The organism is Ruminococcus sp. (assembly GCF_017549005.1).
Lineage (GTDB): Bacteria > Bacillota > Clostridia > Oscillospirales > Ruminococcaceae > Ruminococcus.
The window spans coordinates 37,981-63,895 of sequence record NZ_JAFYYT010000022.1; the positions used below are offsets into that span (position 1 = coordinate 37,981).

The 25,915-nt window shown below is 48.9% G+C and carries 20 protein-coding genes, 1 pseudogene and 1 other annotated feature; of the genes and pseudogenes, 6 read left to right on the forward strand and 15 right to left on the reverse strand.

The features are described from left to right. The first annotated feature begins 190 nt into the window (after nt 1-190). A complete protein-coding gene (locus IKW96_RS06270; RefSeq protein ID WP_296571843.1) occupies nt 191-3,046 on the forward strand; it encodes an insulinase family protein in 2,856 nt (951 codons plus the stop codon). A 131-nt stretch (nt 3,047-3,177) separates the two neighbouring features. Here IKW96_RS06270 and IKW96_RS06275 read toward each other — a convergent pair whose 3' ends face one another. The 9 genes and pseudogenes from IKW96_RS06275 to yabP all read right to left on the reverse strand — a co-directional run bounded on the left by IKW96_RS06275 (nt 3,178) and on the right by yabP (nt 10,801). Beyond that, complete coding sequence (locus tag IKW96_RS06275; protein WP_296571846.1) at nt 3,178-4,251, reverse strand: radical SAM protein; 1,074 nt, start codon at nt 4,249-4,251, stop codon at nt 3,178-3,180. A 1-nt stretch (nt 4,252) separates the two neighbouring features. Next, on the reverse strand, nt 4,253-5,050 hold the full coding sequence (locus tag IKW96_RS06280) for a dockerin type I repeat-containing protein (RefSeq protein ID WP_296571849.1): 798 nt from the start codon (nt 5,048-5,050) through the stop codon (nt 4,253-4,255). 310 nt (nt 5,051-5,360) lie between these two features. Next, entirely contained in the window at nt 5,361-6,518 is a 1,158-nt protein-coding gene (locus IKW96_RS06285) for an FtsW/RodA/SpoVE family cell cycle protein (RefSeq protein ID WP_296571851.1), read from the reverse strand. A 76-nt stretch (nt 6,519-6,594) separates the two neighbouring features. Next, nucleotides 6,595-8,121 (reverse strand): annotated as a pseudogene (locus IKW96_RS06290) (YifB family Mg chelatase-like AAA ATPase). A gap of 12 nt (nt 8,122-8,133) precedes the next feature. After that, nucleotides 8,134-8,934: a hypothetical protein gene (locus IKW96_RS06295; RefSeq protein WP_296571854.1), complete on the reverse strand. Its 801-nt coding sequence runs from the start codon at nt 8,932-8,934 to the stop codon at nt 8,134-8,136. A 175-nt stretch (nt 8,935-9,109) separates the two neighbouring features. Beyond that, a complete protein-coding gene (locus IKW96_RS06300) occupies nt 9,110-9,640 on the reverse strand; it encodes a S1 RNA-binding domain-containing protein (RefSeq protein ID WP_296571857.1) in 531 nt (176 codons plus the stop codon). Nucleotides 9,641-9,685: 45 nt separating this feature from the next. Beyond that, complete coding sequence (locus tag IKW96_RS06305; protein ID WP_296571860.1) at nt 9,686-9,988, reverse strand: hypothetical protein; 303 nt, start codon at nt 9,986-9,988, stop codon at nt 9,686-9,688. Further along, on the reverse strand, nt 9,978-10,526 hold the full coding sequence (yabQ, locus tag IKW96_RS06310) for a spore cortex biosynthesis protein YabQ (RefSeq protein WP_296571863.1): 549 nt from the start codon (nt 10,524-10,526) through the stop codon (nt 9,978-9,980). Before yabQ ends, IKW96_RS06305 begins: the two co-directional genes overlap by 11 nt. Further along, nucleotides 10,523-10,801 carry a sporulation protein YabP gene (gene yabP, locus IKW96_RS06315; RefSeq protein WP_296571865.1) on the reverse strand — a complete coding sequence of 93 codons (279 nt, stop codon included), beginning with the start codon at nt 10,799-10,801 and terminating at the stop codon, nt 10,523-10,525. The genes yabQ and yabP overlap by 4 nt, the downstream gene beginning before the upstream one ends. 203 nt (nt 10,802-11,004) lie before the next feature. Here yabP and IKW96_RS06320 point away from each other — a divergent pair, with 203 nt between their 5' ends. Then, complete coding sequence (locus IKW96_RS06320) at nt 11,005-12,096, forward strand: DUF3810 domain-containing protein (protein ID WP_296571868.1); 1,092 nt, start codon at nt 11,005-11,007, stop codon at nt 12,094-12,096. Nucleotides 12,097-12,129: 33 nt separating this feature from the next. On the opposite strand, the gene IKW96_RS06325 is transcribed toward IKW96_RS06320, so the two are convergent. The 3 genes from IKW96_RS06325 to IKW96_RS06335 are packed head-to-tail and all read right to left on the reverse strand — an operon-like array spanning nt 12,130 to nt 15,063. Next, nucleotides 12,130-12,726 carry a hypothetical protein gene (locus tag IKW96_RS06325; RefSeq protein WP_296571871.1) on the reverse strand — a complete coding sequence of 199 codons (597 nt, stop codon included), beginning with the start codon at nt 12,724-12,726 and terminating at the stop codon, nt 12,130-12,132. A gap of 53 nt (nt 12,727-12,779) precedes the next feature. Continuing rightward, nucleotides 12,780-14,486 (reverse strand): NAD(P)H-hydrate dehydratase, encoded by a 1,707-nt coding sequence (locus tag IKW96_RS06330; protein WP_296571873.1) that lies wholly within the window; start codon nt 14,484-14,486, stop codon nt 12,780-12,782. A 55-nt stretch (nt 14,487-14,541) separates the two neighbouring features. After that, nucleotides 14,542-15,063 carry a hypothetical protein gene (locus IKW96_RS06335; RefSeq protein WP_296571877.1) on the reverse strand — a complete coding sequence of 174 codons (522 nt, stop codon included), beginning with the start codon at nt 15,061-15,063 and terminating at the stop codon, nt 14,542-14,544. Nucleotides 15,064-15,679: 616 nt separating this feature from the next. On the opposite strand from IKW96_RS06335, the gene pheS reads away from it, so the two are divergent. The 3 genes from pheS (at nt 15,680) to pheT (ending at nt 19,687) form a co-directional block, all read left to right on the forward strand. Next, on the forward strand, nt 15,680-16,708 hold the full coding sequence (gene pheS, locus IKW96_RS06340; protein WP_296571883.1) for a phenylalanine--tRNA ligase subunit alpha: 1,029 nt from the start codon (nt 15,680-15,682) through the stop codon (nt 16,706-16,708). A 155-nt stretch (nt 16,709-16,863) separates the two neighbouring features. Continuing rightward, nucleotides 16,864-17,208, forward strand: a complete 345-nt coding sequence (locus tag IKW96_RS06345) for a hypothetical protein (RefSeq protein WP_296571886.1) — start codon at nt 16,864-16,866, stop codon at nt 17,206-17,208. A gap of 22 nt (nt 17,209-17,230) precedes the next feature. Beyond that, entirely contained in the window at nt 17,231-19,687 is a 2,457-nt protein-coding gene (gene pheT, locus IKW96_RS06350) for a phenylalanine--tRNA ligase subunit beta (protein WP_296571889.1), read from the forward strand. A gap of 262 nt (nt 19,688-19,949) precedes the next feature. On the opposite strand, the gene asnA is transcribed toward pheT, so the two are convergent. Both asnA and asnS read right to left on the reverse strand, forming a co-directional pair. Beyond that, nucleotides 19,950-20,960: an aspartate--ammonia ligase gene (gene asnA / locus IKW96_RS06355; protein ID WP_296571892.1), complete on the reverse strand. Its 1,011-nt coding sequence runs from the start codon at nt 20,958-20,960 to the stop codon at nt 19,950-19,952. Nucleotides 20,961-21,144: 184 nt separating this feature from the next. Continuing rightward, nucleotides 21,145-22,515, reverse strand: a complete 1,371-nt coding sequence (asnS, locus tag IKW96_RS06360; protein ID WP_296571897.1) for an asparagine--tRNA ligase — start codon at nt 22,513-22,515, stop codon at nt 21,145-21,147. A 67-nt stretch (nt 22,516-22,582) separates the two neighbouring features. Beyond that, nucleotides 22,583-22,860, reverse strand: a binding site (T-box leader). A 233-nt stretch (nt 22,861-23,093) separates the two neighbouring features. On the opposite strand from asnS, the gene IKW96_RS06365 reads away from it, so the two are divergent. Further along, nucleotides 23,094-24,581, forward strand: coding sequence for a carbohydrate-binding domain-containing protein (locus tag IKW96_RS06365; RefSeq protein ID WP_296571900.1), 1,488 nt, complete (start codon nt 23,094-23,096; stop codon nt 24,579-24,581). 67 nt (nt 24,582-24,648) lie between these two features. Here the strand turns inward: IKW96_RS06365 and IKW96_RS06370 are convergent. Next, nucleotides 24,649-25,915 (reverse strand): leucine-rich repeat domain-containing protein (locus tag IKW96_RS06370; protein ID WP_296571901.1); only part of this gene is annotated, 1,267 nt, incomplete at its 5' end.

Sequence of the window (25,915 nt, forward strand, 5' to 3'; positions counted from 1 at the left end):
AATAGCAATGATTGCAGAGAAAAAACTGATGTTTTTCAGTGAGCAGCCCCTACAATAATGCTTCATATTGATTATCGTGTAGGGCACTGGCGGATAATATCCTCCTCCCGCTGTTGTATCAGTGAAACTTTCTTGCATAAATATAAGAAAAATGCTATAATTATACTATGATAACAACAGGAGGTACTGTATGAATATAAATGATATCATTCACGGCTTTAAGGTCACAAGGATAGCTCCTGCGCCCGACTGCGGTTCGGAGCTCATCGAAATGAGCCACGAAAAAACAGGTGCAAGACTGGTCTGGCTTAAAAACGACGGCGAGAACAAGCTCTTCTCCATCGCTTTCAGGACTCCCCCGTCTGACGATACGGGTATTTTCCATATCCTCGAGCATTCCGTACTCGGCGGCTCCAGGAAATATCCCGTAAAGGAACCATTTCTCGAGCTCATGAAGGGTACCATGAACACCTTTCTCAACGCCATGACCTACCCCGACAAGACCGTTTTCCCCGTTTCAAGCAGAAACGATACGGACTTCATGAACCTCACAAGGGTATACCTCGACGCAGTTTTCGACCCTGCCATATACTACAATCCCAACATATTCTATCAGGAGGGCTGGCATATCGAAATGCGGAGCGAGTCCGATAAACCCGTGTACAAAGGCGTTGTTTTCAACGAGATGAAGGGAGCTATGTCATCTGTCTACAGCCGCATGGAGTCGGAAATAATGAACGCTCTCTATCCCGACAGCTGTTACCGCTTTGAGTCCGGCGGACTTCCCGAGGCTATCACCGACCTTACCTATAAACAGTTCATCGACGGTCATAAGACCTACTACCACCCGTCAAACTCCTACATATACCTCGACGGTCCGGTGAATATCGAGGCTGTGCTGGAACTTATCGACGGCGAGTACCTCTGCCGCTTCGACAGGCGTGAGGTCATGAGCGATATCCCCGTACAGAAGCCCATTTCCTCCTCTGTCAGAAAGTCGTACTACGAAATTTCCGCGGACGAGGACGAAGCCGCTCATACATACTACGTTATCGGCAAGATCCTCGGCAGCTGGGAAGAACGCGAAAAAATCACCGCTGCAGCTGTTCTCGGCGAAGCTCTTACAGGCTCGAACGACGCGCCGCTGAAACGCGCAGTCCTCGATACGGGGCTTTGTCTCGACGTTTCACTCGACCTCAGCGACGGTATTTCCCAGCCTTTCGGCTGTCTCACCATAAACAACACAGACGAGGAAAGCTGCGGAAAGCTGAAAGATACTGTCCGCGCCACAGTTTCCGCGCTCTGCAAAAACGGTATCGACAGGAAGCTCCTTGCAGCAGCTATCGACCGCATGGAGTTCAGATTCCGTGCAGGCGGCGAGCCAAGAGGTCTCACAAGGAATATCTCTGCCCTCAACGCATGGCTCTACGGCGGCGATCCGCTGTGCTATCTTGAGCTTGGCGAGGTGTTTGCGTCGCTCCGCCAAAAGGCTGACAGCGGCTATTTTGAGGAGTTGCTCAGCGAATGGCTCCTCAATGAGGACGGTAGGGCGGAGCTCTGTCTCCTTCCGTCAAGAACTTACGGCGAGGAGCAGAAAAAAGCCGAAGAAAAGCGTATTGCCGCCGTTGTGGACGGTCTTGCCTGCGAGGAGCGCTCTGTGATCGTTGAGCAGAACAAAAAGCTTGACGAGTGGCAGCACTCCGTTGATACTCCCGAACAGCTGGCAACTATGCCCCACCTGGCTCTTTCCGAGATAGGCGAAAAGCCCCTCCCGTTCGAGACTGATACCGAAAATGTAAACGGTGTGACAGTTCTCCGGCACCCCGCCTCAGATACGGGCATAACCGCTCTGAACCTGTATTTTTCCCTTGCCGACTGCTCCGAAGCCGAGCTCTCTGCAGCTGCAGCCGCTTCCGAGCTTTACGGTGAGCTTCCGACGAAAAGAAGCTCCGCCGCCGAACTCCAGCGCAGGATAACAGGAACTCTCGGCGAGATATCATGCACTGTAAGCGTTTTCTCGCGCAATGGCGTTACGGACAGATGCTGTCCGTACTTCACACTGAGCACACGTTTCCTCGATAAGAACACAGCTGCGGCACTCGACCTTATTTCCGAGATACTCACTGAGACGAGCTTTGACGATACAGACGCTGTCCGCGAGCTTCTCATGCAGTCGGACGAGAACTTCAAGCAGTCCATTATCGCCAACGGTCACACCTACTCTATGGAGCGCGTCCGCGCTGCTCTTTCGGCAGAATCCGCAGTCTCCGAGCTCGTTTCGGGATATGAGGGCTACAAGCGCCTGCATGAAGCGGTAAAAGCTCCCGAAAAGCTCATAGAAACAATAAAATTCCTCAGCAGCCGCATGATATGTACCTCACGCCTTGTCGCAAGTGTTACCAGTACAGGCTCCGCTTCCGTTGAGCAGCTCCTGAACGCCCTGCCAAAGGGTGAAAAGCCTGCCTGCGAGGAGATGAGCTTCAAGCTGGATATTCCCGAAAAACAGGGTATCGTCATTCCCTCGGGAGTATCCTACTCAGCAATGGCTTTCCCCGATAATTCGGCTGATAAGGCAGTCCGCAGCGTGCTTTTCCGCGCACTTTCCCTCGAATACCTGTGGAACGAGGTCAGAGTAAAGGGAGGAGCCTACGGAACAGGCGCTTTCATGGCTCCAACGGGCGAGCAGTCCTTCTACTCGTTCCGCGACCCGTCACCTGCCGCAACTATAGACATTTACCGCAAGGCCGCGGATTTCATCAATGATTATTGCAGCGGCAGTCCTGATATAACCCAGTACATAATCAGCAGCATTGCCAAGGACGAGCCGCTCATGTCGGACGGCAACAAGAGCCGCAAAGCCGACGGTCTGTGGTTCAGAGGCATTACCTGCGCCGAGCGAGCCGCCGAGAAAAAGCGTATGCTTGAGGTTACTCCGGAACAGCTCAGAGAAGCCGCAGAAAAGCTCCGCAGCTTCGGAAATATCTGTGTTATGGGCAGTGAAGCCGCAATGGACGGACTCGGACTGACCATTGAGACCCTGACCTGATAATGTCAGCATTAAGAACTAAGATTAAGAGCTAAGAACTAAGAACTAAGTTACGGGCGGCTTTGCCGTCCGTAATGAATAACATAAAACGCCCCGAAGCTAAAGCTCCGGGGCGTTATCACTGCATAGATTTAAAAGAGTATATCCTTAAAACAGAGCTGCGGCTTATGACTGTCGAAGTCCCAGCTGTGATAGGAATCACCGTGGCAGAACTCTTTCTGGTCGCACTTGGCGCAGGTAGGATTATCGTCGGAAAGGTCGCGGCGGAACACACTGAACTTATTCTCCCATACCTCGCTGAAGCGGTCGCGAAGTATATTGCCCTGCACGAACTCAGGTCTGCGCTCAATATCGAGACAGGCTGTTATATCGCCGTTTGCACTGATACTTGCCGTGTAAAGTCCGGCTGTGCAGAGGAAATACCAGTCGCGCACCTCGCGTTCATACTCCATTCCGAGATAGTGGCTGCAGCCGTAGGAAACAGGCTCGCCTGCTATCCTCTTATTGCGTATGAACTCCATGAGCGTTCTGTAGTCGTCGTCCGTGAGGAGAAGCTCAGGGTGAGTTTTTGCACGTCCCATGGGCTCCATATTTACAACTCGCCATGAGTCTATATCCATTTCGTTGAATATCTTGTAAAGCTCGTCAAGCTCGGTAATGCTCTTGTGAGTTATGACCGATGTGACCTGTATATGCTCGAAGCAGTCTAACCTTATGAGGTTCTCGATGCCCTCCATAGCCTTTTTATAGCCGCCGGGAGTCCTTCTGAACTCATCATGGGTCGCTTCAAGACCGTCGATACTGATGGAAATGGTCTTCATTCCCGTTCTTTTCAGCTCTTTTGCCACATATTCGTCGATAAGGGTGCCGTTTGAAGTCATTCCCCACTCAAAGCCGAGCTCATGAGCAGCTCCGAGGATATCGAAGAAGTCCTTCCTGAGAAGCGGCTCTCCGCCTGTAATATCCAGCATTTTGCCCTCTGTGGACATATCCTCTTTCAGCTGTGCAAGGAACTGACGGTACTGCTCTACGGAGAGCTCCTCAGAGCTAACGTCGCCGCACTGGCTTCCGCAGTGGAGACATCTCTCATTGCAGCGCAGCGTGAGCTCGAGGAAAAGGTTGCGGAGCTCAGGCTTTTTCATGAGCAACCTGCGGTAGTCATTCATCTGTTCAAGATGAGTGCGTTTCATGTTGACGTCGAGCATATTACTTGTCCTCTTGCTGCTCTTCTTCAACAGCTTCTGCCATTTCCTTGATATTATCGAAGGCGTTGCCTGTAATCTCCTTTATCTTGTCGATAGAAGGCTTTATACCGTAAAGTGTTACTACTATATCGCTTCTCGGATCGTATGAAGTTGTTACAACCGCAGCAGTAGTAGTTGTTGTTGACTTGTTCTTATCCTTTGTAGTGGTCTTGTTGCTGAGACCTGAAGAGTTATACTCCTTGAAGTCCTTTATAGCTCCGAGGAGGAACCTGTGAAGGAGAACAAGGTCGGTAACGTCTATCTTTCCGTCGGAATTGATATCGCTGAGGAGCTTTGCCCTCTCGCTCTTGTACTCGTCGAAGAGAATAGCTCTTCTGAGTGCGATAGCGTCAAACGTGTCGATTATCTGGTCGTCGTTGACGTCGCCCTTCAGCTTCATGAGACTTTCATTGAGTTCCTTGTCTATTGTGGTAGTCGTCAGAGGCGGTCCGTACAGGAGAACGGGCATTGTGGTAGTTGTTGTTGTGAACATCCAGGGCGGTCCGTAGAGAGTAACTATAGAAGTTGTTGTAAGCCTTGTCAGTTCCTGTGTAGTAATTGCAGCAGTGGTAGTTGTGACCTTCTGCTCACCTTTTTCTTCCTTGTTGTTCCAGTTCTGATCGCTGATGGTCACAGTCTCAACAGGATCGACCTTCGGGCGGCTGCTTCCGCCGTTGTCAGCTGCGTCGGCAGGAACAGCAGAAAGATTTGCCGCTGCAAACATAGCTGCCGTCATAACGGTAAAAATACTTTTTTTCATGTCTGAACTCTCCTCTCGCATAAAACAATAATTTGAATCGGATACAGCCATGCTGTATCTGTTTTTATCTGATTGTAGTTACTATTATTTTACTCTATTTCTGCTCATTTGTCAAGTCAAAATCGTACAAAGGCTATAATTAATGTGCACTCAATAACCGCCGTTAGGCGGTTATTGCCCTGAACTATGTTCAGGGAGCGCAAATTCTTTTAAAATTTGGAATTTGCGCTGCACATTTCTTTATTTTAAGTTGTTGAGCAGACATTAATTAAAGCAATAAAAAAGCTCCTGATAAACAGGAGCAAAGATATTAGTCATCGTCTTCTTCGTCATAGAACACGTTGTAGTTCACGGCGCGGTGGCTGTAGATGCTTAAAACAAGTCCGATCATGGCGTACATACTTATCATGGCAGTACCGCCTGCGCTCAGGAACGGAAGCGGAACACCGATAACAGGCGCAACTTTCAGTACCATGCCGATATTCATGATACAATGTGTGAAAACCAGTCCGAAAGCGCCCATACATATGAATTTTCCAAGATGATCGCGGCATACGCGGCTGTCGCCGAATATCTTCAGGCAGACATAGGCAAGAACGATGATTATTCCGAGGGTGCCTATAAAGCCGAACACCTGCCCTGCATAGGTGAAAATGAAGTCGTTGTGTATCTCGGGAACGGTTATATAGTCATCGGGCTTGCCGAAGAGTCCCTTTCCGAAAACTCCTCCCGATTTAAGGGCTGCAAGTCCCAGATCCTGCTGATACTCGATATACTCGGGGTCTGTTCCCGGGTGGAAGAGTATGAGGATACGCTTCTTGTGGAACTCGCTCAGTGCAAAGAACCACATACCGATAAGTCCTGCCGCAACGAAGAACGGAGCAGCTACAAGGTATTTCCACGATATTTTCGCGGAGCATATCATAAACGCGAATATTCCGGCGAAAACGATAGCGGTTCCGTAGTCGCCCTGCATAGCGACTATACCAAGCGGTATCATGCCGTGTATCACGATGAACAGCATATGCAGGGGCTTGTTCATTTCCTCCTCGTCACGGGAAAGGTGATGAGCAAAGGTAAGTATGAACGCAAGCTTGAGGACCTCAGACGGCTGGAACTGTATAAATCCGAGATTCAGCCACGCCTGGTCGTCCGCGCCCTCTCGCCTGTAACCGAGGCCCGTGAAGGTCAGAGCGGTCAGCACAAGCGTTACAGGTACGAAAACAACCCAGAGCTTTACGAGTTTGCGGTAATCTATGAACGATATCACGACTGCCGCCACTATGCCTGCTATCATGGAGAATGCCTGTGTTTTCCAGTAACTTGAGCCAACGGTATCAAGTACATGATTGTAGGTTATTGAGTATATTAGCAGTGTGCTTATGGCAGCACAAAGCGTGACTGCAAAAAGCAGTCCGCCGTCGATACTGTGCTTGTCCGACGGTAATTTTTTGAATGCTGATTTCATTGTTTCTCCTTTGTTATCTCTTTCTTTTTTGCAGGAAATTATCAGGGAGCGCCTTCACTTGCAAAGCGTTCCATCTTTATTCCGACCAGTACTTGCGGTCAAGGCTCCTGAACTGTGCCGCTGCCGCAACATGAGCTTTCTGTATAACTTCCGAGCCGTTTATGTCCGCGATAGTCCTTGCGACCTTCAATATGCGGTCGTAAGCTCTTGCGCTCAGTCCGAGCCTGTCGAAAACGCTCTTCATAAGCAACTCAGCCGCGTCGTCCATAGGACAGAACTCCTGCAATTTATCGGGAGTTATCAGTGCGTTGCAGGTTATGCCCGTTCCTCTGAAGCGCTCCTCCTGTATGGCTCTTGCCGCTACTACGCGCTTTCTTATCTCTGCGGAGCTCTCCTCCTTCGCCTTTGACGAGAGGTCGCCGAACTCCACGGGAGCGACCTCGATATGGAGGTCGAATCTGTCAAGCAACGGTCCCGATATCTTTGAAAGATAGCCCGTTACCTTATTCTTAGGGCATATGCACCTGCGCTTCGGGTGGCCGTAATATCCGCAGGGACACGGGTTCATTGCGCCTATGAGCATAATGGTACAGGGATATGTGACAGTTCCCGAGGCGCGGGCAATAGTCACCTTTCTGTCCTCCAGCGGCTGACGTAGTATCTCCAGGGTCTTGCGGTCAAACTCCGCAAGCTCGTCCAGAAACAGCAGTCCGTTATGAGCAAGGGACACCTCTCCCGGGTGTGGAACTGTTCCGCCGCCTGCAAGCCCAGCCGAGGATATTGTATGGTGCGGAGCGCGGAACGGCCTTTTTGTTATTATAGGCATTTCTGAGTTGAGTAATCCGGAAATGGAGTGAATTTTTGTAGTTTCAAGAGCTTCCTCAAAGGTCAGGGGCGGAAGTATGGACGGCATACGCTTTGCGAGCATACTTTTTCCGCTTCCCGGAGAGCCTATGAGCAGGGCATTGTGGCCGCCTGCCGCAGCTATTTCCAAAGCCTTTTTCGCGGACTGCTGTCCCCTTACGTCGGAAAAGTCCAGGGTTTCGTTATATGCAGTCTCCGGCGGAACATAGTGCTCGCAGGGAGTAAGCTTCTCTTCGTTCCTGAAATGGCGGATAAGCTCCTCGGCGTTGCTGACTGCATATATGTCAACTCCGTCGATAACAGAAGCCTCCTTTGCGTTGTCAGCAGGCACAAAAACTGATTTAATACCTGTTTCACGGGCAAGCATGACCATAGGGAGAACTCCGTTGATACGGCGTATATCACCGTTGAGGGATATCTCTCCTATGAACGTACAGCCCTCAAGCACATCGTCTATCATTCTCATTCAGCGCAGGATAGCCATGAATATTGCCATATCATGCACGGAACCGCTCTTTTTTGTATCGGCAGGGGCAAGGTTTACCATCACCGAAGCAACGGGAAAGCTGATGCTGCACGAACGAAGTGCAGCACGGATACGCTCTCGGCTCTCCTTAACCACGGTATCGGGGAGTCCGACCACTTCAAACTGCGGATTACCGCGGCTTATGTCGATCTCAACGTCCACAGGGAATGCGTTCAGTCCGAAAAGTCCGAGACTTGATACCTTTGCAAACATATTATATCCCCCTTATCTGAATTTCATGCCGCTGTCGGAAATACGTCCTGCCTTTCCCGACTTCGGTCTGAACCTGTCGGGAGAAGCGGTCATATTCACATTTTTGTTTATCTTGAGCTCGGGCATTCCTGCAACGCCCTCTGTCGGGTCATGCTTTTTGACCTCCTGCCTTACGGGAGCCGCTGCAGGCGGCGAAGTATGAACGGGAGCACTTACAGGCGCAGCCCCCTGAGAACCGGCGTTGCGGCGCTGTTTATTCCTTGCGTCGTACCAGTCGTTGAAGTCCATCGACCGCTTCTTCTTTTCTTCGTGCTCCGCGAGGATAATGCTGAACGAGGGAAAGCCCTCTGTTTCGCTGAGCTGCTGATAGTCCATATAGTTTTTCGGAGCCCTGTAGCCGTATATAACGCCAAGTCCGCCGATTATGAACGTAAACGCGTCAAAAAGCGAGAACATATGGAATATCGGTGTAAGGAACATCAGCAGATATATCCAGAAGAGGATAACGTGGAATAACTTCTTTTTTCCGCTGCCGAGAACACCCAGTACCGCAAGCGACCAGCACAGAAACATCTGAAAGAAGCTCATGCCTACGGTCAGCTCCTCGGCACTGTCACCGAGAAGTATAGGTATCCAGCCGATGACCTGCAGGGGATTGCCTGTAAAGGAAATTATCGAAAGGCAGAAGCTCGAAACCAGCGAATAAAGGAACAGATATGTCCCCTGCTTGGTTATCGCCTCGAGCCTTCCCAGACACGCAGGATAGTGGCCGTGATTGGGTTTCTCCTCAAGAACAGGGTTTTTATAGCTCATAATATATATCTCCATCGACAGCCGTAAGCCGTCTGAACACACAAAAACTTATGCAGACGCACTGCCTGCGTTTATCGTTATACAGTATTAGTATACCACTTTTCGGCGGCAATGTAAATATATTTTTTCGGATTTTCAGCAGTAAAAAAGAGCCGTCACTGCGGACGGCTCTGCCTTATTTTCTTCTTGTACCGTTTTTTCTGTCTGTACTGCGCTTCAGGTCGCACATACGCTCCTCGCTGGTCTGCTTGAAGCGCGACATCATGTCCTCGAATGTCATTTCCGACTGAGGGATCGGCTTTTTGGGCTCCCATACAACGGGTTTGCTTCTCTGGGGACGTTCGCTGTTTCTCTCGCCCTTGTCGAAGCCGTGATCGCCCTTGTCGCCTTTATCGAAGCTCTTTTCGCCGTTTCTGTCGAACTTGCCCTGACCCTTGTCAAATCTTCTCTGACGGGGCTGAGCGTCGCCGTTCTCGGAAGCCTTCTTTATGGAAAGGCTCACCTTTCCCGCCTCGTTTATGCCTATTACCTTTACCTTGACCTCCTGATCCTCGGAGAGGTGCTCGCGGATGTCGCTGACATATGTATTTGCGATCTCGGAAATATGTACCATACCCGTACCGCCGCCTTCGATATCGACAAAAGCGCCGTACTGCGTTATTCCCTTGACCTTGCCGTTATAGATCTTACCAATTTCCAGCTGCATATTTATTTATAACTCCTTTTTATGGATCTGTCTCCGCAGACCCGATTAGTCCCTGGTGGTGTCGTAGAATCTGCGCTCGTCAGGATAGGCATAGCCTCTCTTCTCAAGTGCGACCTTTTCCATGTAAGCGTTGAGATCGTCGCTGCCAAGAACGCGCTGCAGCTCGGCATTTTCAGTCTCATAAGCATTTATCTTGGTCTGTATCAGCTTCATCTGCTCTTCCTTTTCCCTGCAGTCCTTCTGAGTAGACGCAATGAGAACGCCGCAGCCGACTATTGCAGCCACAGCAGCAAGCTTGACGAGCCCCCTGTTGAACAGACCTTTTTTATTCTGCTTCTCATGTTTCATTTTTTTCGACAACGTTTTTCACGTTCTTTCTCTTTTTATTTTCCATTTTATTATACAACATTGACGGACGTTTTAGCAATACTATTTTTATTTTTTTAAATCGTTTAACGACAATTTGGAGATTTCTAACAAATTTAACATTCACTTTTTTATACAACGGTGCAAAAATCAGCCTGACAGGACGGAGTATCAGTCCGAAGCAAGTGCCAATGGTCAGAAAAAGCTTTCTCAGCGTCTTCATCACTATACTCCCGAGGGTGACGAAATATACTAGAAAACCGAGGATATTGCCGATAACGAAATATGCCCTCAGGTCTCCGCGTGCAGCTGCGGCGGCAAAGGCAGTCAGCGCCATACTGTAAAGCAGCAGAAAAACGGCGTCCTCAACAGCGACAAGGAACCTGTTATGAGGCAGTATCAGTCTTATCGCCCTCACGGCGTCGAATGCAGCTCCAACAACTGCGCCCATAGCGCAGGAAAGCCCGAAAAGCCGCAGCTCCTCGCTGACGGCGAAGTAGGTCTCGGGAACTATCCTCATCGAAAAAGCCTTCCCAGCGCCGAGATCGGCCCCTTCTTGTCCCTGTCGCCGTATATGAGCGCCCATATATCGCCTGTTATGGTCATATCCCCGGTTTCAACGCTCATGGCGTCGATATGGAGTTCCCTCCCCTGTATGGTGAGCTCCCCGAGCTGAGTATAAAGGCTTATCTCCTTCTCGTCAAAGCTGTCAACGTCGGTTATTCCTGAAATACTAAGGCTTTTCCTGTTTTCGAGTATCAGGTTGTGATTCTGCTTTACGGTTTTCTCCTGCATGACCGCACCTCCCATGATTGATACTTAAATTCTATTCGGGCTTCCGCGGATTTATGCGGAGCAAGCCGCATAACTGCCAAATTTCTCCATTTGTGGTATTTTCATTGCTTTACAGCCTGTTCTGTGGTATAATTAGTGTGTACTCAATGACGCCCTATCGGCAAAACAAAGTGCAAGAAAACATTCCGAAAGAGGAAAATGCCATGAAAAAAAGGTACAGCATTCCCCTTATTATCATAGCGATAATGGTTCTAATCAACGTTTTAGCGCGTTTCTGTCACCCCTTTGCTGATTTTTACGTAAACAATATTTTCCCGTACATATCGACAGCCGTTTCGTTCGTAACAGGGCTTCTTCCCTTTTCACTGGGAGAAATGCTCACTCTCGGAGCTGTTATAGTCGTTATCGTCGGTATACCGCTGTTTCTGCTGCTACTCATATTCAGAAAAGGCAAACGCAGGAAAACAGCAGCCTTTGCAGGAGCTCTCACGCTCTGGTTACTCTGCTATATAACGACCACTGAGACCATGAACTGCTTTATCATGTACCAGTGTACGCCCCTTGCAGAAAGGTATTTTCCCGACGCTCACGGGCACACTGACGAGGAGATAATATCGCTCCACGGTATGCTTGTCGAAAAGTGCAACGAGTTAGCCAAACAGGTCCCCCGTGACGAGCACAACAGATTCGTACTCACCTGCGACTTTCAGACTGAAGCAAAAAAAGCCATGAAGCGCGCAGGAGAGACATATTCCCAGCTCAGCGGCTACTATCCCGATGCAAAGCCGATACAGTTCTCATTTTTCATGAGCCAGACCTATACTACGGGGATATACCTCCCCTACACCATAGAAGCCAACTATAACGACGACATGGTAAAGACAAACCTCCCGTTCACGATCTGCCACGAGCTTTCACACCTGAAAGGCATAATACAGGAGGACGAAGCCAACTTTCTTGCGTATGTCGCGGCTACAGGCAGCGATAACACGGAGTTCAGGTACGCAGGATACCTCGAAGCCCTTGAATATGTGGACAGCGCTCTCTGGGAGAACGGATTGTACGACTCAGCGGCAGGTCACGAAATATCCGTAGAAGTTCAGAACGACTGGTACAGATTTCTCCCCGAGAATTACTGGGAAGAGAACGCCGAAAAGGAAATAATTCCCACAGAAGCAGTCAGCGAAGCTACCGATACTTTCCTCGACACAAATATAAAGATGAACGGCAGAGAAGAGGGCATAAGGACCTATAACCTCGTAGTTCAGCTGCTCCTCGACTATTATTACCCATAAAAAACGGGCGAACATCGTTCGCCCGTTCTTGTTTTATATGGTTGTAACAGCCTCGGCTCCGGAAGATGTTTCCGTTGTTTCCGCTGTTGTTGACTGCTCCGATGATATTTCCACGGTCTTCACCTCAGTAAACCGCATTTTCAGCTTATTGTTCGGCATTTCAAAGCTGCTGAGGAGACCGTTTCCGTCAACGGTGAGGATATACTCGCCGCCGTCAAGGTTTCCCCTGATACCGAGCATACCGTCGTTTTCCACCCCTGTGAGCTCCTCCGCCTTTGCGTTGTCGTCCACAGCCTTTATGAGATTCAGCATCATTGCCTTTACAGGAACAGCCGACTGAGGCACTGAAAAGCTCAGTCCCTTGTATGAAGCCGCCACATTTCCCTCGCTGAACTCCAGCTTAACGCCGCTGAGGGTGTTCGGCTCGGAAAACTCTATCTCCCACACGCCCTCTCCGAAGCGCTTTACCGAACCCTCCGCTTCAAGGCGGTCAAGGGATATGCTCACCTCAGAGGAAAAGCCGCAGCCCAGGGAGTTTTTCCGTGAGGAGCTCCCCATTTTTGTGACCGAACAGGCTGTAAGGCATATAGCCGCAGCCGCCGTGAGTACGAATGCAAAAATCCTTTTCATAATACCAGCTCCAATCAAAGTATCGAAAATACATTTTCACATCCGACCGCAGCTTATACGGTCATATTATTCTTCTTTTCTCTTAGTATGCCGAAAGCGTCGGGCAGGTTCGCGATGATGTCGCGCGGAAGCATAGCCTCCATGCCCAGCTTCTGAGCTGCCGCGTCTCCTGCGAGACCGTGCATATACACGCCGGCACAGGTTCCGTCGAATATTCCGCAGCCCTGCGCGATAGCAGCTCCTATCATGCCTGCGAGGACATCGCCGCTGCCGCCCACGCTCATACCTGCGTTGCCCGTATGATTTGCAGCTGTTGAATGGCTGTCAGCTACGACAGTGCCTGCGCCCTTGAGCACAACGGTTATGCCGAACTGCTCCGCGTACTTTTCAGCTGCAATGAGCCTGTTTTCGGCTATCATCTCGGTGCTGCAATTCAGCAGACGAGCCATTTCGCCCATATGGGGAGTGATGATTATGTCTGTCTGCTTCTTCATTAGAATATTTATGTCCTTTGCAATGCAGTTTATTCCATCTGCGTCGATAATTACGGGGCATTCTGCTGTCTGAGCCACAAATTTCGTGAGCTCTATGGTATCGGGAGTCACTCCCATACCGCAGCCGATAACAACAGCGTCCGCCTTTTTCATAGCCTCAGCAAGGACTTCCCTGCTGCTGTCATAGAGCATGAAGCCGTAATCGTCGCTTTCCAGCTCTATGAACGTAGCCTCGGGAGCCAGCACAGATACCGTATCTATGCACTTTTCCACAGACGCGAGCCTGACCAGACCTGCTCCGCTGCGGAGAGCTCCGAGAGCTGCAAACGCTGCTGCCCCGCGCATTGAGGAGCTTCCTGCGATAATGAGTACATTTCCGAAGCAGCCCTTGTGTGCGTCCCTTTCGCGCTTGGGAGGATAAGCCGCAAGGAAATTCCTTTCGATACGGATATACTTCCTTTCGCCATCAAGTATATCAAGTGCGCTCCTTGGTATGCCTATATCTGCGATAGTCACCTTTCCGCAGAACTTTTTCAGTGGGAACTGCGACATTCCCGACTTGATAAAACCGAATGTAAGAGTCTCGTCAGCCTTGAATATGCCTGCGGAAGCTGTTCCCGTAGTGCTGTTTCCGCCGCTGGGCACATCTACTGCAACACGGTAGGCTCCCGAGCCTATACCGAATATTCCCATAGTGTCCTTGTCAAGCTGTCCGTGGAAGCCTGTTCCGAAAACTCCGTCCACAAGCACCTGTGCGCCGACTATGGCGCCCTTGATAAGTCCCATTCTGCGCTTTTCCGCAAAAAGGATATCGTCGAGAGGATTGCGGTCGTGGCTGTCATCGGAACCGTCGCCGCTTCTCGGCTGAATGGTCATATAATCGAGCTCTGCCGCTTCGATAGCAGCTTCGACATTTCCGCTGCGGAAGCCCTCGATGAAGCTTATGCGTTCTCTCGGCAGTCTGCTCAGCATTTCCTGAGCAAGAGGAGATTTCGGAAGTCCGCCTATATGGATAACAGTTATCATATAGCCCTTATAGACAAGGATATCCGCTGCGGCAAAGCAATCGCCGCCGTTGTTTCCTGTACCTGCAAGGAACACTATGGAGCATTCCTCGGGCGTCAGCTTTGCTTCACTGCGGCAATAGCCGTCGATGAGCCCGGCAAGCTTCCTGCCTGCATTCTCCATGAGCTGTCTCCTGGTAACGCCCAGTTTCTCTGAGCGCTCCTCCAGTCTGCTCATCTGCTTTGGTGTAACGATCTGCATATATATGACCTCCCCTTTTAGCGTTTGACGCTGAAATAAAATTGACTCAGTTAAATCACAGCTGCTTTGTTCTCAGCTTTGCAGGAAGAAACTTCCTGATATTCTCGAGCATTCTCTCGTCGGGAACGAATATGAGCCTTGCCGAGCCCACTGTTTCGTCGGTAAAATCCGCATAATACTCATGAGAAGCTATATTGTCCGTAGCCATTATAACTGTCATATCCGCTGACTCTTCCATACCGTCCTCGTATTTGCCGAAGTCGGTGAACTGTCTTATGCTTGTGGAAAGCATTTCACGGCGTTTCTTCTTTGCGATTATCTTGTCCACGTCGAGATCGCCGTTGGTAAATGTATATTCGTACTCAACATAGGTGTTCTGCACGAAATGATAAGTTCCGTAGCCTGAAGCTGCCGCAAGTGCAAATCCGAGGAACATCACCAGCGGACGTCCCGCCAGAAGCGCAAGGAGCAGAAGTGCCAAAGTAAACAGTATACCAACGATAAGCATTGCTATCCTTCGTGTCTTATCGGCGTTTGTTTCGTTCTTTTTTACGAGCTGTTCAGCAAAATTATCCATTTTTTATTCTCCGTTTCCTTTTTATTGGTCATGCAAATATATGATAACACATTTTCCGTCAGATTGCAACAAATCCGTTCAAAATTTTCAATTGCTTCATCTTTTTTTCACAAGTGTATCTCCCCCGTGGAAAAAATTTCAAAAAAGCTCTTGATTTTTTCTGAAACGGCGTATATAATAAGTTTATAACCCGATGACTGAGAGAGTAAGAATGCAGGAGTTTCTTCAGAGAGGAGCGAAAAGGTGAAAGCGCTCCGTAACGACGCATTCCGAAGTTCACTCACGAGGGGCGGAACGGAAGCGGCTGTTTTCAGCTGTTGTAGGTTGCCGACGTATGTCTGCGTTAAAGACAAGAGAGTGTCGGCTCTCCTGACAATGGGTGGTATAAAAGCAAGGTTTAAGTCTTGTCCTGTTGGACAGGGCTTTTTTTAATTCATAATTCAGAATGCATAATTCATAATTATCGGTAATTGCCCCGGCATTGTGCAGAAATACGCAGAATTGAAGCACAGGCAATGATCATGTTTTTTTCAGTATTCTTTTGATCTGTCCGCGAAGCGGACACCGCAGTTATGCATTATGCATTAAGGATTAAGCATTATTATGAGGTGAAACAATGAAAGAACAGCTTGAAAAGATTGAAGCGCTGGCTAAGCAGGAACTGGAATCCTGCACCGAGATCAAGGCGCTGGACGACCTGAGGATAAAATTCCTCGGAAAAAAGGGTGAACTCACTGCCATACTCAAACAGATGGGACAGCTCTCCGCAGAAGAAAGACCCGTTATCGGTCAGCTCGCAAACAAGGTAAGAGCAGATATTGAAGAGGCTCTCGGCAGCAAGCTTACTTCACTGAAAGCAAACGCACAGGCTGCAAAGCTTGCAGAGGAAAAGATCGACATCACTCTTCCGGGCAAACACGCTCCCTTCGGCAAGCTCCACCCGCTCACAAAGGTGGAGAATGAGATAAGAGAGATATTCATCGGAATGGGCTTCAATATCGCCGACGGTCCCGAGATTGACGACGATTACCACGTATTCGAGGCTCTCAATCTTCCTCCCGATCACCCTGCAAGAGATACTCAGGATACATTCTACATCGAGGGCACTGACGAATCCGTACTTCTCCGTACACAGACCTCCTCTGTACAGGTACACGTTATGGAGAACCAGAAGCCCCCTATCCGTATCATCTCTCCCGGAAGAGTTTTCCGTTCAGACGCCGTTGACGCCACACACTCCCCCCTCTTCCACCAGATAGAGGGACTTGTAGTTGACAAGGGCATAACCATGAGCGACCTCAAGGGCACTCTCGAAATGCTCATGAAGAAGCTCTACGGCAACGACTGCAAGCTCCGTTTCCGTCCTCACCACTTCCCCTTCACCGAGCCCAGCTGCGAGGTGGATATAAGCTGCTTCAACTGCGGCGGAAAGGGCTGCTCAATGTGTAAGGACGAGGGCTATATCGAGCTCCTCGGCGCAGGAATGGTACACCCGAAGGTACTTGAGAACTGCGGTATCGACAGCAGCGAGTACTCGGGCTTCGCATTCGGTCTCGGACTTGAGCGTATGGTAATGGGCCGCTACGATATCAACGATCTCCGTCTCCTCTACGAGAATGACGTAAGATTTTTAGAGCAGTTCTGATGAAATTCCTATATAATGTCTGCGTGATCTCAGATGCTGCATTAAGGTATCACCATAGAAGAACTATGTCCAAAGAAAGTGCAGCATTGATATTTATCATATTTGTACTGACCGCATTGGCAATTTATATATATACACTTTCTAAGAAGTCGGAAATGGTAAAAAAGCTTGGTTTTTCAACAAGAGCAGAATATGATAAGTATAAGCAGAATTGTCAACTTAATTTTAAAAATAAATTCTGTATATCTGATGAATGGGTGATAAACGAATATTCACTGAGGATATATCCTTCAAAGGACATTAGAAATATCTCACAGGTGAATACAGGCTACGGAGCTTCCGGTGTGAAAAGCGGTTGTTTTCTTATGATAGGCTATGTAGGCGGCAGTGATAAATTCTGTGTCAACAGCCGTGAGGATATGGAGTATCTGCTTAAAGCCGTGAATGAATACATCAGATGCAGAAATAACGGTACTGTATTTATACAGGAAAAGCTATAATTAATCGAAAGGAATTAGAGATATGAATTTATCTATGAAATGGCTCGGCGACTATGTAAAAGCCGATATGCCTATAAAGGATTTCTGCCATGCCCTCACAATGAGCGGCTCAAAGGTAGAGTGCTATGAAAAAGAGGGAAGCAATATCTCCAATGTAGTAGTCGGTAAGATTCTCTCAAAGGGACCTCACGAAAACGCAGACGCTCTGTTCGTTTGTCAGGTGGACATCGGTGCAGAGGCTCCCATACAGATAGTAACCAACGCAAAGAACGTCAAGGAGGGCGACCTCGTTCCCGTTGCTCTTGACGGAGCTGTTCTCCCCGAGGGCAGTATAAAGAAGTGCAAGATGCGCGGAGTTGAGAGCTTCGGTATGTTCTGCGGACTTGATACTCTTGGTCTCACAGCTCACGACTTCCCCTATGCAGACCCCGAGGGCGTTTTTGTCATCGAGGAGGACTGCAAACTCGGCGAGGATATCCATACAGCTATCGGTCTTGACGATACTTCCGTTGAGTTCGAGATAACCTCCAACCGTCCCGACTGCCTCAGCGTTATCGGTCTTGCAAGAGAGACTGCCGCTACCTACGGCACGGAGCTCAAGGTAAAGGCTCCCGAGTTCAAGGGCGTTGACGGCGATATCAACTCAATGCTGAAAGTAGATATCCACAACACAGAGAAGTGCCAGCGCTACTGTGCAGGCATCGTAAAGAACGTAAAGATAGGTCCCTCACCCCGCTGGATGAGAGAGCGTCTCCGTGCAAGCGGCGTCCGTCCCATCAACAACTTCGTTGATATCACAAACTACGTAATGCTCGAATACGGTCAGCCTATGCACGCTTTCGACCTCCGTTATGTTGAGGGAGCTCATATAAATGTCCGCAACGCTAAGAACGGCGAGAAGATAATGACTCTCGACGGAGTTGAGCGTGAGCTCACAGAGGATATGCTGGTTATCGCCGACGAGAAGAAGCCCGTTGCAGTTGCAGGTATCATGGGCGGCGAATACAGCGGTATCATGGACGACACCACAACAGTTGTATTTGAGTCCGCGTACTTTGAGCCCACACAGGTCAGACGCACATCAAAGGCTCTCCGCCTCAAATCCGACGCTTCTTCACGCTACGAAAAGGGTGTTGACAGACTTATCTCAATGACCTGCTTAAAGAGAGCTTTCCAGCTCGTTGAGGAACTCGGCGCAGGCGAAGTTCTCAACACAGTCATCGACTGCGACTACACCGACAAGACTCCGGCTACAGTAGATTTCAGCGCAGAATGGATAAACAATTTCCTCGGCACGGACATCTCCGAGGCTGACATGATAAAGTACCTCGAGCGCCTTGACTTCAAGGTAGAGAACGGTAAGGTGATAGCTCCGTCGTTCCGTATAGACATCGGCTGCAAGGCTGATATCGCGGAGGAAGTTGCACGTATCTACGGCTACAACAATATCCCCTCAACTGATTTCCGCGGCGTAGCAAGAGCAGAGTTCACCGAGGAGCAGAAGTTCGTCCGCACACTGAGAAACGCGGCAGTTGCTCTCGGCGGCTGCGAGATTGCTACCTACTCATTCGTATCGCCCAAGTACTTCGACAAGATAAAGCTCCCTGCCGACAGTAAGCTCCGCAAGGTAGTAAGGATAGTTAACCCTCTCGGCGAGGACACCAGCGTTATGAGAACTTCAACTATCCCCTCGATGCTCGATGTGCTCTCATTCAACTACAACAACCGCAATGAAAAGGCCTGCCTCTTCGAGATAGCTAAGGAGTACCTCCCTGCACAGGAGGAAAAGCCTTTCATAAACGGCGATACTCTTGCAAACAGCGGCAAGCAGAAGCACAGGTACAGCTACTCTCTCCCTGATGAGCCTCAGAGACTTACAATAGGTATGTACGGCGGCGAGTCCGATTTCTACACCCTCAAGGGCATGGTTGAGCAGCTCCTTGCAGAGCTCAGGATAGATGACGTCGAGTATGTACGCGCAGGCGACTGCGAGGTATTCGACGAGAAGTACGCTCTCCACCCCGGCAGAAGCGCAGTTATTCTCAAGGACGGCGTTCATCTCGGCATTATGGGCGAGGTTCACCCCGAGGTACAGGAGACCTATGAGATAGGCGTAAAGACCTATGTTGCAAAGCTGAATATCCCCGAGCTCATGGCAGCTGCAGCTGAGAAGATAACCTATCAGCCCCTGCCGAAGTTCCCTGCAACTACCCGTGACCTCAGTCTCCTTGTGGACGAGGATATGCCTGTTGCAGAGCTCGAAAAGGCTATCAAGGGCGCAGTCGGAAAGATACTTGAAAAGGTAACTCTCTTCGACGTTTACCGCAGCGATGATATGAAGAAGAGCGGCAAGAAGAGTATCGCATACTCTATCTCAATGCGTTCGCACGAGGGAACTCTCACCGACGAACAGGCTGACGGAGCTATGAAGCGCGTTCTGAAGGCTCTCAGCGCTATCGGCGCAGAGCTCCGCGGTTAAACATAATTTTAGTCTGGAACTAATATTCAAATTAAAGGCTGCCTTTGACAGCCTTTGTTTTTTGCACAACTTCAAAGATGCATTTTTGTGTAAAACGCAGAATTGCAAAATTATTTTTTTCTTATTAAACGGTTTTCCGTTTAATATGCCCCGGTTTCAGCCCCCTTATAGAAAGGTGGTTTGAAAACGTCCGAATTACAGAAAGTCCGCAAACGATACAAAACCGTCTGCGGACTACATTACAATATGAAATTTTCAGAGCTCAAAGAAGTGTTATTCCGTTCTGAGCGCACTTCTCTATCATCTCGTCAGACCATATCGAGGACTGTACCTCGCCGATATGAGCTTTTTCAAGCATGAACATACAAAGTCTTGACTGACCGATACCGCCGCCGATAGTGAGCGGAAGTGTGCCGTCGGCTATCATCTGGTGATACTTGTACTGCATTCTGTCCTCAGCGCCGCACTCAGCCAGCTGCTTTTTCAGTGACTCTGCGTCAACACGGATACCCATAGATGATATTTCGAGAGAATCGTCAAGTACCTCGTCCCAGAAGAGGATATCGCCGTTCAGCGACCAGTCGTCATAGTCGGGAGCTCTTCCGTCGTGCTTCTCGCCGCTTGCGAGCTTGCCGCCGATACCCATAAGGAATACAGTCTTGTGCTCCTTGGTGATAAGGCGCTCGCGCTCATGGCCTGTCTTATCGGGATACATATCCTCAAGCTCCTGAGTTGTGATGAAGTAAGGTTCGTCGCAGACCTTAGCTGCAAGCTGAGGATAGCGGAGGCTTACCTTTCTCTTTGTATATGCAATAGCCTTGACTACAGACTTTACAGTTTCCTTGAGGAAGTGGATATTTCTCTGATCGCGTGTGATGACCTTTTCCCAGTCCCACTGGTCAACAAAGATAGAGTGTGTATTATCAGTATCGTCGTCGCGTCGGATAGCGTTCATATCTGTATAGATGCCCTCGCCCGGGTTGTAGCCGTAGCGGTAGAGAGCCATACGCTTCCACTTGGCAAGTGACTGAACTACCTCTGCTTCTGCGGCGATCTCTTTTATGTCGAAGTCCACCTTGCGCTCAACGCCGTTAAGGTCGTCGTTTATACCGCTTCCCTTTTTAACGATCAGGGGAGCCGATACTCTGTCAAGAGTAAGAGCAAACGAAAGCGCCTGTTGGAATACGTCCTTGATGTATTTGATAGCGTGCTGAGTTTCTCTGAGTGTGAGAGCTGACTTATAGCCCTCGGGGATATACAGCTTTTTTGACATGATAGATCACTTTCCTTTACATTAAGATATAATTGAACAGAAAACAGCGCCATTGATGTTTTCTGTGCTGTACTTTTCAAGCCGTCAGCCATTACCCGGGCGGATAATATCCGCCCCTGCAAAAAAGCTAAAGGCTAATGGCTTATGGCTAAAGGCTGGATAATTTAACGGCAAAGCCGTTAAATTATCTTATAGAGCCGACTGTTCTCGGGAAGAGTATTACGTCGCGGATATTTGCCATACCTGTTGTATACATGATAAGTCTCTCAAAGCCGAGACCGAAGCCGCCGTGAGGTACCGAACCGAACTTTCTCAGGTCGAGGTAGTCGCTGTAGAGTTCGAGATTCATCTTCCTCTCGTTCATAGCAGCAATAAGCTTATCGTAATCAGCCTCACGCTCACTTCCGCCGATTATCTCGCCGACTCCGGGAACAAGGAGGTCAACAGCCGCAACTGTTTTTCCGTCGGGGTTCTGCTTCATGTAGAAGGACTTTATCTCCTTCGGATAGTCTGTTACGAATACAGCCTTCTTGAACACCTTTTCGGAGAGATATCTCTCGTGCTCTGTCTGAAGGTCGCAGCCCCATTCTACAGGATATACGAAGTTCTCGCCCGACTTCTTGAGGAGGTCGATAGCCTCTGTATAGGTAACTCTTGCAAAGTCGTGGGAGATGAGCTCTTCAAGACGAGCGATAAGTCCCTTTTCAAAATGAGCGTCAAAGAACTTCATATCATCAGGACAGGTATCAAGAAGCTTGCGGATAACGTATTTAAGCATATTCTCAGCTATCTCGATAACGTCGTCAAGCTCTGCGAAAGCCACCTCGGGCTCGATGTGCCAGAACTCGGCAAGGTGCTTTGGAGTATTGGAGTTCTCTGCTCTGAACGAAGGACCGAAGGTATAGATCTTACCCATAGCCATTGCAGCCATTTCACCCTCAAGCTGACCCGATACCGAAAGTCCTGCCTTCTTGCCGAAGAAGTCGTCAGCGTAGTACTCCTCCTCGTTCTTGTAGTCCTTGCTGTAGCCTATAGTTGTTACCTGGAACATTTCACCTGCGCCCTCACAGTCGCTGCCTGTGATAAGGGGAGTATTTACGTAAACGTAGTTGTTCTTCTGGAAGTATTCGTGTATTGCAGCTGCAAGCACGGAACGTACACGCCATACAGCGTTGAATGTATTCGTTCTGCCTCTGAGGTGAGGGATAGTACGGAGGAATTCGAGAGTATGTCCCTTCTTCTGGAGAGGATAGTCCGTGGGAGCGTCGCCCAGTACAGTTATGCCCTCGGGAGCAGCGTTTATCTCGACAGTTTCGTTTCTTCCCTCAACAGCGGTACCTGTTACCTTTACTGACATACCGACTCTCGGCTCCTTGAAGTCGCTGTCGCCCTTGTCAACTACGACCTGTATGTTCTTGAGTGAAGTACCGTCGTTGACTTCAACGAAGGCAACGCTCTTGGAGTTACGCGATGTACGCACCCAGCCGCAAACAGTTACCTCCTTGCCGATATAGTCCTTAGTGGTTATGATCTCCTTGACATCAATGTGCTTCATAATAATTTTCCTTTCATTATTTAATGTGCACAGGACGAGCAGGAATACAAAAAGCCCCGTCCTGAAAATACAGGACGGGGCGCAATACCCGTGGTGCCACCTGAATTACCGCAAAAGCGATCACTTTTGAGCCGCTGTAACGTGCGGAATACGTCGCCCCTACTCAAGTCTTTAAGAAAAACATACGCTGCTCCTTAAAGAACATACGCTGCCCTGTTCTTCAGACACTCTTTCGGTTTGCTGCTCGGGAGTGTTATTCACACAGACTCTGATATGCGGCTCACACCTTTCCCGCACTCTCTGAAAACGAATTTCTGCGCTACTTCTCTCTGTCTTCGCATTTATTTGTATGTATTATATCACTTAAAAATAGTTTTGTCAATAGTAAATTTTGCATAAATCTGAGTTTTTTTCACAGACTTATCAGATTCCACGTCAGAAATTCCACATTACGTGGTTTTCTCACACAAAGCTTTCCGACTCATTTCACACTGTCTTTCTTAAATTTACAAAATAATGGTGTATATTATAACCATAGAAACAAACCACACTCCAAAAATAAGAAAGGGTGCGTATTTATGAAAAACACTTTAAAGAAAACCGCGGCAGGTCTCGCAGTACTTATAATGGCTCTCAGCGCTTTTACAGGCTGTTCGGATAACAGCGGAAGTCAGGAGCTTCTGAAAAAGACCGTAAACACAGCAGCTTCAGAGAGCGGAAGTGACGTGACCGAAAAGAGCACAAAGTCTGAAAAGGCAGAAAAAACAGCTTCAAAGAGCAGTTCCGCAGCTGTTATAAATACCGTAAATATGTTTTCTGACCGTGATCTTTCGCAGACTGCCGATACCTCAGAGGCGAAAAGCATAACTGTTTCCGACGGAAAGACCATTGATATCACTGACGAGGGAGTTTATATCATCAGCGGCAGTGCAAAAAACTGCACTATCAGGATAAATGCGGACGAAAACGCTAAAATACAGCTCGTTCTCGACGGAGTTGAGATAGAAAACGAAGACTTCCCCGCAATCTATGCAGTTTCAGCAGACAAGGTATTCGTCACCACCACAGATAAGGGCAGTTCACTTGCGGTAAACAAGGAGTTCACAGCTGACGGCGATACCAATACCGACGCTGTCATCTTCTCAAAGGAAGACCTCGTCCTCAACGGAACAGGTACTCTTACGGTATATTCTGCATACGGAAACGGTATCTCAACTAAGGACGACCTCAAAATAACAGGCGGTACATATAATATGACAACGGCAAAGGACGCCTTTGAGGCTAACGACTCTATTTCAATATATGACGGAAGCTTCACAGTAAAGACCAACAAGGACGGATTCCACTGTGAAAACAGCGACGACGACACTCTCGGTCAGATCTGGATCGCAGGCGGAAACTTTGACATAAACGCCAAAAGCGACGGTATACAGGGAATTACCTATGTTCAGATAGACGGAGGAACGTTCAGTATAACTTCTTCCGAGGGCATTGAAGCCACATATGTGCAGATAAACGGCGGAAATATCACTATCGACGCCTCTGACGACGGAATAAACGCTTCACAAAAGAGCTCTGCCTGCGATATCGTTGTGGAGTTCAACGGCGGCGAGACCACAATAACCATGGGTCAGGGCGATACAGACGGAGTTGACTCCAACGGCAGGATAATCGTAAACGGCGGAACTATCGACGTTACCGCACAGATGTCCTCCTTCGACTATGAGACCTCTGCAGAGTTCAACGGCGGAACTATCATCGTTAACGGCGAAGAGGTCGACGAGATACCGCAGTCCATGATGGGCGGTCACGGCGGTATGGGAGGCATGGGAGGCTTCGGCGGCAGACCTGACGGTAATTTCACGCCTCCCGAAGGATTTGCTGACGGCGATCTTACACCTCCTGAGGGCTTGCCCGACAATTTTGACGGAGAATCTGGCGCGACTGAAAAGTTCGGTGAGCGCGGAAATTTCGGCGGCAGAGCCGGCGGCTTTAAAGGCGGTCAGAACGGCGGCTTCGGCGAAAAGGATAAGTCCGAAACAGGCGGATTTATCGAAAAAACATGACTTTTTTCATCATTCCCCCCCTTAATAATATATAAAAACAGGAGCTTAAAAAGCTCCTGTTTTGCTGTCATATGAACAATGTGCTGAAACCGTGTTCGCGGGCATAACGCTCGGCTTTTTTACGGTTTACCTGCTTGAGTATCCTTATAGTCGCTTTATGACCCTTTCTTATAAGGTCAAGCGGTATGTTTTCATCGTCAAATTCGCTTATATTGATATTACAAAGGCTCTCGCAGCCGCAGAATGCGTCTTCCTTGATGTCCTTTGTGTACATACTTATCTTCAGATCCATAAGATTCTGACAACCGTAAAATGCCCAGTTGCTTATGGATTTGACCGTATCCGGAATAGTTATCTGCTCGAGAGATCTGCACCACGAAAAAGCACTTTCGCCGATAGATATTACCGAGTCGGAAATAATCACCTTTTTAAGGCTGTAGCACTCGGAAAAAGCTGCGTTACCTATAGATTCAACAGAACCCGATATAACTATTCTTCTCAGGCGCTTGCAGGAGAAGAACATCAGGTCGCTTATCTTCTGCAGATACGCAGGGAGAACCACGCTTTCAAGTCCGTTGCAGCGTCCGAAAGCACCCTTGCCTATACGCTTCACAGACTCGGGGAAGTTAAGCTCCTTGAGATTAAGGCACTTCAGGAAAGCATTCTCGCCGATAGACTCGAGAGTCTTCGAGAAAACTATCTCCTCGAGATTGAAACAGTGACAGAATGCGAATTTATCTATCGTGCGGACGCTGTCCGACATAACTATCCGTTTTACGGTCTCATTGCCGCGGAATGCATACTTTCCGATAACGCTGACCTTGTCGGGAATGGTTATGGACTCGGTAGTTCCCACGTACTTTACGAGAGTTCCGTTCTTGTCGATAGCCATGTTGTTGACGTCGTCAATCTCGATGTTTTCATCGTGGATAAGGTCGCCGTATTTCTCGTAATCGCCTTTATTTTCAGCCTTTTTCGGCTCCTCAGTTTTCTTTTCCTCTGCCTTTTCCTCCTTTTTGGGAGCTTCGGGCTTCTTTTCTTCCGCCTTTTCCTCCTTTTTGGGAACTTCGGGCTTCTTTTCTTCCGCCTTTTCCTCCTTTTTGGGAGCTTCGGGCTTCTTTTCTTCTGCCTTTGTCTCTTTTTTGGGAGTTTCGGATTTCTTTTCTTCCGCCTTTGCCTCTTTTTTCGGAGGTTCGGGCTTCTTTTCTTCTGCCTTTGCCTCTTTTTTCGGAGGTTCGGGCTTCTTTTCTTCCGCCTTTGCCTCTTTTTTGGGAGTTTCGGGCTTCTTTTCTTCCGCCTTTGCCTCTTTTTTCGGAGGTTCGGGCTTCTTTTCT